This window comes from Citrobacter sp. Cpo032, from assembly GCF_030332975.1.
Lineage (GTDB): Bacteria > Pseudomonadota > Gammaproteobacteria > Enterobacterales > Enterobacteriaceae > Citrobacter > Citrobacter portucalensis.
Genome location: NZ_JAOWGU010000045.1, coordinates 62,028 through 73,484 on the forward strand (window position 1 = coordinate 62,028; position 11,457 = coordinate 73,484).

At 47.2% G+C, this 11,457-nt stretch carries 7 protein-coding genes and 2 pseudogenes; all 9 read right to left on the reverse strand.

Annotation, left to right across the window (positions count from 1 at the left end):
- The 9 genes and pseudogenes from OGY33_RS13835 to tssD all read right to left on the reverse strand — a co-directional run bounded on the left by OGY33_RS13835 (position 1) and on the right by tssD (position 11,444).
- Entirely contained in the window at positions 1-2,280 is a 2,280-nt protein-coding gene (locus OGY33_RS13835; protein WP_262411164.1) for a hypothetical protein, read from the reverse strand.
- 28 nt (positions 2,281-2,308) lie between these two features.
- Positions 2,309-4,798 carry a type VI secretion system Vgr family protein gene (locus tag OGY33_RS13840; protein WP_191238125.1) on the reverse strand — a complete coding sequence of 830 codons (2,490 nt, stop codon included), beginning with the start codon at positions 4,796-4,798 and terminating at the stop codon, positions 2,309-2,311.
- 106 nt (positions 4,799-4,904) lie between these two features.
- Positions 4,905-5,341: pseudogene (locus tag OGY33_RS13845) on the reverse strand (DUF6392 family protein).
- Between the two features lie 87 nt (positions 5,342-5,428).
- Positions 5,429-5,578, reverse strand: a pseudogene (locus OGY33_RS13850) (S-type Pyocin family protein); the annotation flags it as partial.
- A 272-nt stretch (positions 5,579-5,850) separates the two neighbouring features.
- Positions 5,851-6,252, reverse strand: coding sequence for a hypothetical protein (locus OGY33_RS13855; protein ID WP_191238124.1), 402 nt, complete (start codon positions 6,250-6,252; stop codon positions 5,851-5,853).
- A gap of 6 nt (positions 6,253-6,258) precedes the next feature.
- Positions 6,259-6,951 (reverse strand): hypothetical protein, encoded by a 693-nt coding sequence (locus OGY33_RS13860; RefSeq protein WP_191239000.1) that lies wholly within the window; start codon positions 6,949-6,951, stop codon positions 6,259-6,261.
- A gap of 491 nt (positions 6,952-7,442) precedes the next feature.
- On the reverse strand, positions 7,443-8,090 hold the full coding sequence (locus OGY33_RS13865) for an Ssp6 family T6SS pore-forming effector (RefSeq protein WP_191238123.1): 648 nt from the start codon (positions 8,088-8,090) through the stop codon (positions 7,443-7,445).
- A 76-nt stretch (positions 8,091-8,166) separates the two neighbouring features.
- Complete coding sequence (gene tssH, locus OGY33_RS13870; RefSeq protein WP_191238122.1) at positions 8,167-10,791, reverse strand: type VI secretion system ATPase TssH; 2,625 nt, start codon at positions 10,789-10,791, stop codon at positions 8,167-8,169.
- A 161-nt stretch (positions 10,792-10,952) separates the two neighbouring features.
- The gene (gene tssD, locus OGY33_RS13875) at positions 10,953-11,444 is read right to left on the reverse strand and encodes a type VI secretion system tube protein TssD (RefSeq protein ID WP_003024437.1); all 492 of its coding nucleotides are present in this window, start codon (positions 11,442-11,444) and stop codon (positions 10,953-10,955) included.
- Positions 11,445-11,457 lie beyond the last annotated feature (13 nt).

Here is an 11,457-nt window from a genome sequence, read left to right on the forward strand (position 1 = left end):
TTAAACCGTTCTGGTCTGTCCGTCATCACTCATGGGGTCATATGTCTGTTGCTGGTCAATCAACGCTAAATACTGATCCATTAATTTATCGGGAATAGGCTTGAACGGTTCCACTGGTGAAACCCTCTCCGGAAGATTGTTATATAACTCAGGTAGCTTCTTACCGTAATGGGTAAAAAATATCGAATCATTCTCACCATCAGAGAGGAATGTAATCACTGCTTGTTCATTTTTATTACGGTCACCTTTTGTCGCCCCCGGATTTTCAGTAATATGCTGCATAACATTGTCGTAATCCGCTTTACTCTGCACCCATTTCAACGCCAGGAAGATGGCCTGCTTACGGCGTTTCATTGGCCCTAACTTCCAGGAGTTAAACGTGAGCGGGTTATTATTTTGGTTTCGCGGGTCGAGAGGGTCCGCCCAACTGATATCCATTAGCTGCGCAATCAGCGCGCCTTTGGTTTCCGGTGGCGAGTATTTAAACTGTTCCGGATTATTCAGCACACTTTCCATCAGCTTAACCCGGTTATTTTCATGTTTTAAATCATACGCTAATTGAGCAATGATATCCTTTGTCTCTTCGACCATAGCGACCGCCGCATGGACGCCACGGGCCGCCATAATTAAGGGGATCGCGCACAATGCCTGAAAGGCATCTAGTTCCATCATGTCGGCTAACTTCTGATAATCAACGTTGCGCAGCATATACATAAAGCTTTTCATAAAGGCTAAATAGCAGCCGCCATCAACCTCAAACCCCAGACTCCCCTTTGCACCGACTCCCCAGCAAAATGCCGCTTTGCAATAAATACGAAAACGCCCCTGGATGTAGGTGACGTAGAAAACCGCGCTTCCCCCGGCACCCGCCTGTAGCGATACCCCCATTTCCAGCTTCGCAATTGCCGCAAATTTCCGTTCTTTACTGACGATGGTTTTATCGTCCGTCTTCCCGACGTTAGCGGGAGGCGTGTCGTCAGGATGCGGGTCGAACCATTCTATGGCGCCGCTGATATTGCCCCCGAACTGGGCACCCACAAAAGCGCCAATTTCTCCTCCGCCCTGTGCTTCAGGTGTTTCCGGAGTATGTAAATTAATTGTTCGTTTGCCCGGTAGCGGCGGGGGAGGAAGCTCCGCTGGACGGCCTTTAATACCGTAACCTTTGCCCATTTCACCGCTCCAGTCGAGCGTTGCGCCAACCTCAACTGCCACACTGGCTCCGACACTGCCGGACAACACCATTTTCAGGGCAAAACGCAGCGCCCCCATATTACAGATACCGCCTGGCGTTTGCGGGGTATCGGCTTTTGCCGGAAACAGCAGACTGATGCCTAGCCTGTCCGGAACATATAAAGTGCTTTCTGCTTTCGCTTCACCTAACGCAAAACTGGCGTGCCCCTCTAATTTCCCTTCAACCTTACCCTTTAGTGGATTAAATTCCGCGGATATCCCTGCGCCATGGCTAAATCGCATGAGCTGGGCCTGAGCGCTAATATCAACATACTGATGATAGACGGACTCATCAGCATTCCCCCCCTTCGGCCAGGACAGCGATTTATTCATCTCTTTTGCCCAATCGCTGACAATAATGTTGCTATCTTCACAAATATCAAACTTGAACTTAACAGAGGCTTCTTTCAGCTGTTTTTTTAGCTCCTGGGGGTCTATTTTCGCCTGACGTACAGTTTTATTAACAGTTTTACCATTTTCATCTTGCACGGAAATGTTTTTGTCATGGTACTTAATAAAGCTGGCTTCGCCTGTTTTTTTGTCAACATTGCTAAGCTTATATCTACGCCAATCTTCTTTGATCTTTTCAGAACGAATATAAGTTTTTTTGAATCCAGTGACAGAGTTTTTATTAAGGGGAATTAACTCCATAATGCCAATAGCACTCTCCTTCATTTTTTCATCCAAAAGTTCCCCTTCAGGGACATTGGCCGTGAGAGTCATTAATTCCTGGCGAAATGCTTTATTGGCTTTATTGAGTGCGGCGTATGCTTCTGTTATCTTACTCTGAAGCTGTCTTTCTGGTACAGTATCAGCCTGTAAAATTGCCGCATAATTGGCTTCATCAAGATCTTTCTGTGCCTTTAGCTGTTTTTCCAGTAACCCTGATAAAAAGTAATGCTCCTCCTTAATTGTTTTTTCAGCAGTTGCATCAACACAAAGTACTGTCGCGCTGCCAGGGTGGAGATAAATTTCTGGATCGTATTTACCTTTAACAACTTTTCCTGAGCCTTGCGCAGACGTTTTAGTTTTCTCTTCACCTGTTGCCATAAATACCTCCCTGTTTAAAATTAAAAAATCAAAGTAATTCGATATCTAAAGATTCAGGCTGTGCGGTATATACGGTAATGGTTTTACCTTCAGCATCCGTTACCCCCTCATGTACGTTTCCCTCTCCTGTTTTAATTCGATAAGGTACGAAAGGCATAATCTCCCCAGAATCCTCATCTTTGGCGATAAAGAAATCATTAAATCCTTTCGGTAGCTCTGGCTTTGGCAGATCATAATCAGCAGCCATTAATTTCTGCACGCTGATAGATTTGAGCAGAATATTTTTCGGACAGCCTATCTCCACATTACCTCCGCTGAGTTTGATATAGGCTCCTCCGCAGTTCAGCACCAGTTCGTCGGCTGCCGTCACTAACACTTTGCCCTCCACGCTTGTGATGGTAATGTCCTTTTTCGCCACGGTATCTATCCCGTCATCCTGGGCCTGGATTTCAACCTTCCCCTTTGCGGCAAATAAACGTATACCCAGCTTCAGGGCCAGCAGACTGATGGCTTCCCCGGCCACGGCAGTAAATTTCTTCATCACGCTGATATCTGTATTACCACCCGCGACCAGCCCCACGCTTTCACTGCCTGAGGACAGACGCACCGACTTCGGACTACTGATGCTTATGTGCTCCGGTGCATTGAGCACAATCCCTGGCTGAGTAAGATTGTTTAACGCTGTATTCAGTGCCTTTGCTGTATCTGAGTCTGCCGGCCACGCCTGTGCGATATCGGCAGCATTCGCCAGGGCATCACTCACAGACAGCGCCTGAACCATTTGCGCGGCAGCATTTTTCATCTCCAGCATCCTGTCCGAAGCTTCACTCTGCCTGTCCGAAGTGATAAAAACCCCTTTACCGCCGCGTACCGCCACCCAGTCGTCTGTGCGCAGCTCGGCCCCCTCTCCCCGCAGCGCACGCCCCGCATCCACGTTATGCCCCAGGTTCAGCTGCGTTTTCCCGCCATACTCGGTACTGAGTTTGACGTGCTCCTCACCCCGTTTGTCTTCCATGCGCAGCTTGTTGTTCGCGGGCGTGCGGATGACGTTGCGGGTATGGTTTGCCTGTGTCACGTGGTCCGGATGCCGGGAGTCATGCAGCGCATGGGCGATATAGGGCCGGTCCGGGTCCCCTTCATGGAACGCCACCGCCACTTCTGTGCCCTGTATCAGTGGGAAGTGAATACCGTAAGTGTCGCCGCCGTAGGGTTTGGCAAGGCGCAGCAGCATGCTCTCGTAACCCTGCTGTTTGCTGTCCTGGTCTGCATCAAACTTCACCCGGTACAGCCCCTCCGCCGTCTGATGCGCGTAGATATCCCCGCTCTTCGGGCTGCTGACCCGTGCTGTCAGCGTGCCGCTGACCTTCGGCCTTGCCTTCAGTGCCGGACGCCAGCACTGCGTCTCACTGTACGGGACCGCCGCCAGCGACACTTTCAGCGCATCCTTCCTGCTACCCCGGAAACCGGCCCGGATGACCACCACCGGCTGCTGCAGCTCGTCCGGCAGCGTCGACGGCACGCTGCTGTCCGTTATCGTCAGCACCTGTCCCGGACGTAACCCCGCATCCGTGCTGGCACCCGTTATCAGCGTCTGCTCCGCCAGAAAACGCTCGTGGTCCAGTCGCGCCCAGAAGTTCCCGGTTTCCGGCGCCGGATCGAATGCATCCCCGGTTTCAAGATGGCGCGGTTTGTAGTGATACACCTCGCCATAGCGCATTTCCTCGCCTTCGCCGCCGGTGATATCCGCCCTCGCCGACTGCAGCACCTTCTGCGCTTCGCGGTGGTTATAGTCTTTTGTGGTCACTCCCGCCGGTGCCACCCGGTGCAGAATGTTCAGTCCCCAGACGGAGTCCGCCCCGCTGTCGCTCATTCCTGACGGGCTGTTCAGCGCCAGCCGTTTATCAAACTCATAGGCGCTCTGCTGGTCTGCAAAATGCACCACTTCCGTCCGGGTATCCGGCTGCAGCGTGAAGAAGTAAAATATCCCCACTTCCGCCAGCAGACGCTCAATAAACGCCAGGTCACTCTCCTGATACTGATTTATCTGTTCACGCTTCGGATAAGTCTGCGTCAGCGTGAATTCATACTCCCAGCCATGCAGGGCGTGCTCCTGCAGGATTTCACCCACCACTTCCGGGACCGATTTATTAATAAAAAAGCGGTGCGTACGGAACTGTTTATCCAGCAGGGAGAGATAAGGCTCAATGATGATTTCATAGCTGACCTGGTCGCGCGACCCCGTCAGACGCCGGAAATGGGTCACCACGCCGTGGACGAACTTGACGGGCAGAGCATGCAGTAATTCCCCGCCTTTCATGGTCAGCAATGCCGGCTGGTTCAGGAACATACCGGCTGTCAGCTCTGAAGCACTGCAAGTAAAAAGGACTGAATAATGGTAACGGACGCTTAACTGCTCCAGTCCCTCAAAACGCTCCACATCCAGTTTATGCGGGCATGAAGGGATCGTTAAGCTGTAGCGGTTAAGCGTAGGCCCTGATGTTGTTAGTTTCATATTCATAGCGTTAACTCCGTTTAATAAATAGAATCCCATCTAACATGCTTAATTAGTACATCAAAATTCATTAACGCCTGGGGTTAATAAAACATCTCAGCACTCACACTCATTATCCACCCAGCCGCTTTTTCTCAAGTGCAGCGTGAATTTCTCTAGCACGTTCTAAAGAATAAAAAGTCACTGTTTCTACAAATAAATCTTTGTTATAAGTAAACGATATAGCAATATTTTGATCTGGAATTGGTAATGTGTAAATTTCTGTCACTCCTATATAGATAGTCATAATTATTTCCGCATCAGCATAAATAATAGGCAATCCAAAACGTTTTCGTACCCACTGCTGACTCATCACTGGTTCCAGGCCAAATGGCATCGGATTGGGAAATACCCAGTCTGTTTACCTTTATCCTCTAACCTTAAAGTTATTTCGGTTAATACCTTATCCGAATCATTCATTAAAACTAAAAGCATCCCTTCTAGTTTCATATTTAATTCGGCCTCACCATCATCAATAGGACCATAAGGCTTTGCTTTATAATAAATCAAACCTTGGCTATAAATTTATCGATACGGTTTACCAAGTCGCTGTACTAATGTCCCCACATCAATATTCATATAATATAACCCCGTTTGTCAGTTTAATTCGTGCAGTCTGACTCTGATCTCTTCGAGCTTTTCATTACTCACTCCATAGTCATTCTTGAGACATTCTGAGTTAGCATCCCAGTTGGCATTAACCGCGGCTTCCAGATTAATTGCGTCCAGTTCCTTTTGTGTTATCACATCACCACTTTTCATATCAACCTGTCGATTATTTTTCACGCTATCCTGGCTGGAAAAATTTACTACGTATCGATACAATGAACTCATTTCCTCTGTACCATTAAAGCTAATAACATCCAGTACAGATTTGCATGAAGGGATATACAATTGATAACGGTTTAATGTATTTTCATTTATAAATGAAATCCCGCCACCCAGTGATTCAGACATTCCCATATATTTAACCCTTGTTATTTTATAAAGAGCTATTTTTCAGATAATAAAAACTGCGCTCAACGCATTGTTTTTATCAGACTAACCAAATCCGTTTTCTCATTAGTGACAATAGAAAACGTAAATTGACGATTATCATTTGATATCCAAAGCTCTTCCCTTCCATTATTACTATAATCATAAAAATGAAAACCAAGACCTGTTAGATAATTACGAATAATGCCTACATCACCACCGCGAAAAATAATAAGATTTGTTTCTCGTGTACTCCCATCAGGAGAAATATATTCAAAGCGATAATTATTTGATATCCTTGGAGCCTGCTTGATATCAACATCGGTGTAGAAATAATAGTTAAAAAGATCGCTTTCCCGATATTCTAATTTATCTGGCCAGGGTATTAACAACGGTGACAAGAAAATCAAAACAATCGTCATCAATATTATTTTATAGTAGCTCATTACCATTCACCTCGACAAAAATGAATAATAACCGCCATCCCCGGTGATAACTTCTACCCGACCAGAAGTGAAATCACTCCACGGTTGCACCCATGTCATAAACGAAGGTAAGCTTCCCTTATAGGGTTTATGCACAGCACAGTTATCCATGGGTTCTGGAAACAGTAATGGTAAAAATCCTTTATTCTTATAATTGCCTATCGGCCCATAAAAATCCCATCTACTCAGGGCCTGTTCTTTACTGACGAGCCTCAGTCTTGACTGGTAGTCTGAGGGAAGAATTGCCCGATAGAAGCCTAAAAGATCGGAGGTAAGGTCCTCTCCGCTAAAACCACTGTCGGTATACCAACTAAAACACAAATTAGATTGCAAACTTTCAAACAAGCGTGCCGTCGTCATCATAATGGCTAACGCAACGCTGTTTTTCTCACATGCAGATAAACCTTTTTTGATACGCCACTTAACAAACTTTCCTGTACCAAACTGGCGATGATATACAAACATCTTTTGGCTATAAATGACTTCATAATAACCATCACGGTCTGATTCACCTCGTTTTATATCTATCAGTAGGTTTTTAATATCACTTCCCTGTGCATGGCCTATATCTATCCATCCCAATATTTCGCTGTAAACAAGCCCTGTTTTACGATCCAATGTCCACTCGGAAGGTTCAATAATATCGTTACGTTTACTCATCATTAAACTCCAGAGTAATTCGCTCTTCATAACTCAAACTCAATACTACTGATGAAACGGACTGAATAATGGTAGAGAACGCTTAACTGCTACAGTCCCTCAAAACGCAACACATCCAGTGCATACGGGCATGAAGGGATCGTTAAGCTGTAGCGGTTAAGCGTAGGTCCTGATGTTGTTAGTTCCATATTCATAGAGTTAACGCTATTTAATAAACTATATTTACGCGCTTATAAAATCATAATAAAAACTGATCGGCACAGTTTCCCATTAAATAAAAAATTACAGATAATCATCCCAATTACTACGCACATGAGGCCAGCCAAATTTCATCACAAAATACCCTAAAACGATCAATAAAAAATTTCCCATGCCCCATAAATATCTAAACCCATCGTCAGAAATGAAGAAAAACCAAATAGAAAAGGCAATGCCAAACATGCATAAGATATTCCCTAGCAGATATGAAAAATAATACATTAAATATATAGCTATTTCTCTAAACTTCCCAAACCGTCCAGAAAACATTGGCAAACCTCATTAAAAAACACTTCATTTGCTTTGTGAAGTTCAATTGCTTTTTCAAAAGGTGAAACAAGATCTTCTATCAGAAAATAAAGCAGATCCAGATCCCCCATATCTTTCAATTTCTGATAATTACCCGGACTCCTTGCAGCCAGATAGCGAGATGTATAGATTGCTCTGGATACTTCCGCTCCCAACGTAAGAAGCGAGCCTATAAGAGCACCTGAAAAAAATGCTGTGACTAACCGATTAGAAATAACAGCCCCAATGTTGACGCCAGTTAGCTCTGAGAAAATTATCCTTCCAGCACTACTCCCAACAATTTTCTCCGTCATTAAAGCAACGTCCAGTCGCGAAGAAAAATCACTAATAAAGATATCAATAACCTGACCTATCAACTCCTTATTTAGCTTTGCTTTATTAAGAAGCCTGGCAAACCTGTATTTATCATCTTCATTCGTTCTGCGATGTTCTGTATCCATAAAATCGTAGGCCAGATATCCCATACTCACAGGAAATGATATAAGCCCTTTAGCCAAAGCAGCTATAAACCCAGAATCATCAACGTTAATAGCTTCGAGCATATCTTTTGCAAGATCTTTAGCACCATCCATATTTAGTCCTTTAGCGCAAAGCATATCCCGATACAAAGTAAAACCCAGCGCTAGTATTATCACTGAGTTTTATTTTTCACTCGCTATCAATTATCAGTTCAATTCCCTCTTCATCACTCCAACTTAAAGTGAGTTGCTGAGGTTTTTGCTGCCGGGAAAGATACGTTAATAACTGCTGGCTAAGCACAGGCAAGATTTGTTGATTCAGCAGACTATCGATATTCCTCGCCCCCGTATCCGGTAGCAGGCAAGCGGCGGTCAGGGCATCAAAAAGGCTCTCGGATATCGTCGTGGTTATGCCGTAGTGACGCAGTAATCGCTGGCTAACCTGATCCAGTTTCATTTGTACAATCGTACGTAACGCAGATTCACAGAGCGGATGGTAGATAATCGTCTGGAAGCGGGCCAGTAACGCTGGCTGGAAGTGATCGCGCAAAAGTGGGCGCAGCAGTTCGTGCAACTCAGACTCTGTGGTTTCCGGCTGTTCTTCCAGCAGTTGCATCACTGCGTCGCCGCCAAGATTGGAGGTCATCAAAATAACAGTATTGCGAAAATCAATTTCACGGCCTTCGCCGTCACGCATGAAACCACGGTCAAATACCTGGTAAAACAGATTCATGACGTCGCGATGCGCTTTTTCTACTTCATCCAACAGTACCACGCTATAGGGGCGTTTTCGCACCGCCTCGGTCAGGATCCCTCCCTGGCCATAACCAACGTATCCCGGAGGTGAGCCCTTTAGCTGGCTCACAGTGTGCGGTTCCTGATATTCAGACAAATTAATCGTGATCAGCGATTTTTCACCGCCAAACAGAATGTCAGCCAGGGCCAACGCCGTCTCCGTTTTGCCGGTTCCACTTGGTCCAGTAAGCAGGAACACACCCTGTGGGCCGTTTTCCGGCGTCAGTCCTGTTTTTGATGCCCGCAACCGCTGTGCGATCGCATTCAGCGCGTAATCCTGCCCGACAACCCGGTTTCCCATCTGGGTTTCAAGCGTCAGTAAGTCTGCCTGGGAGTCCTTCATTAATGATGACAATGGTACACCGGTCCAGTCGGCAATCACCGTAGCCACGGTGCGCGCGTCTACATCCGGAAACAGTAGCGGATGGCCCTGCTGAAGCACACTAAGCTGCTGCTGCAATTCAACCGTTTCCGCCTGACGAGAAATATCACGGCGGCTGGCCAGCAATTGCTCTGTGAGCGCTAATTCCTGACCATACTGAGTTTCTCGTTCATCCAGTTCGACAAGCAGACGATTTTCACGCTGTTCAATGCTGGACAGCCTTTCACCATGCTGACCATTTCCTACCGCGAGATCTGCAAGCAACGCCTGCTTTTCAATTTCAAGCGCGGTGATCTCTGACTTCAAACGCGTCAGTGGTTCCGGAACGGTATCAAGGCTCATCCGCACTCTTGCACCTGCGGTGTCCAGCAGATCGACGGCTTTGTCGGGTAATTGTCGCCCGGTAAGATAGCGGCGAGAGAGCGTAACAGCAGTTTTAACCGCTTCGTCGGTGATGTGAACGCCATGGTGTTCTGCATAGCGTGATTTCAGACCACGCAGCATTAAGCAGGCAGTGTCATCATCCGGCTCATCCACTTTAACCATCTGAAAACGCCGCTCCAGCGCAGCATCACGCTCAAAATACTGTTTATATTCACTCCATGTGGTCGCCGCGATAGTTCGTAATTCACCTCTGGCCAGAGCGGGTTTTAGCAGATTGGCTGCATCAGCGCCTCCCGCCTGATTACCGGCCCCAATGATGGTGTGTGCTTCATCGATGAAGAGCAGAACAGGCGTTGGCGATTGTTGAACGGCATCAATGATATTTTTTAACCGCTGCTCAAACTCACCTTTCACCCCGGCACCTGCCTGTAACAGCCCAAGATCCAGCGTGCGTAATGTTACTGATTTCAGGCTATCCGGCACGTTACCTTCAGCAATACGCAGCGCCAGACCTTCCACCAGAGCGGTTTTGCCGACACCGGGTTCCCCGACCAGAATGGGATTATTTTTTCGCCGACGGGACAACACATCCACCATTTGCCGAATTTCATTATCGCGACCAAATACCGGGTCGATATCGCCGACACGCGCTTTCGCGGTTACATCCAGCGTAAATTTATCGAGCACGCCTTGTAATGCTGGCGACAACGTCGACTCAACCTGACCCGGACGCGGTTCATCATCAGGGGAAACCTGCACCAGAGAGGCTTCTTGCTGCCTTTCCGGACGTTCATCCGACTGGGAATTTAATAGCGGCAGGAGTCTTTCCAGTTGAGTATGTCCGGTACTCAGAAGCGGCCACAGACCGTCACACTTCAGCAGCGAAGGCTTTCCCACCAGCGCCATCAGTAGATGCACACCACGTATCTGCGAATTTTCATCCGTTGCGGCACACAGCCACGCTTGTTGCATTAAAGAAAGGAGCGCATCAGACAACTGGGGGCGGCTTTTCACGGAACGCGGCTGAACATCCAGATGCTTCAGCAGCGATTGCCAGAGATTATCGATATCCCATTCATAACGACGAGCAATGACAGTAATATCGCCCTCCCCCTGCTCCAACAGCTTCAGCAACCAGTGTTCTGGAGTGATTTCTGCATGCGCGCGCGTCTGACATAACGATGCCGCTGCTTCAAGCGCCTGAGCACAATAGGGGTTGAGACGTCGTAATAGCACTGCTGAATGGTGTTCCATTTGCTTCCTGACTCCCTGTCTTCAGGCACGCTACCGCCCGTAGCCGTAATCCAATGCCCATAAGGTAATAGTGATGTTGATACTCTCTGCTTAACCCCCGCCCCGGAAGCTCAGCAGAGGGCATAAAAAAACGGATGAGGAAATCCTCATCCGTTAGCGCATTACGCGGTGGTACGCTCGTTCCAGGCGTCAGAATGGATAATGTTGCCATCCTTATACGTCCAGACGATCTTCTCGTAGCGCAGTTCAATTTGTTCCAGGTGGTTATGCTTCTCTTTTGCGGGATCTTTGATGTCGTACATCACAGGGTTTACTTTCACCACTTTCACGTTGTGTAACGTGGTGTTGAAGTATTCCACTTCCTGACCCGCGTCATTGATGCGATACCATTTGAACTCTGCCTGACGCAGGGTCTGACCGGTGGTTACAGCCTTGTACAGATATGGACTGGAGGCATCGATTTCCTTAGTGAAAAGGAACGGGGTATGGATGCGCGTACCGGTCAACTTACCTGTATTGTTATCGGTAGGGATGTACAGGTTATGTTCCTGTGCCACCACTTCGATACTGCCTACACGGTCTTTTACGTCAACAGAACCTTTAATATCCGCGCCGCCATCATCTTTCAGCCAAAGGTAGACTGGAATTGCCATAATTCTTTCTCCA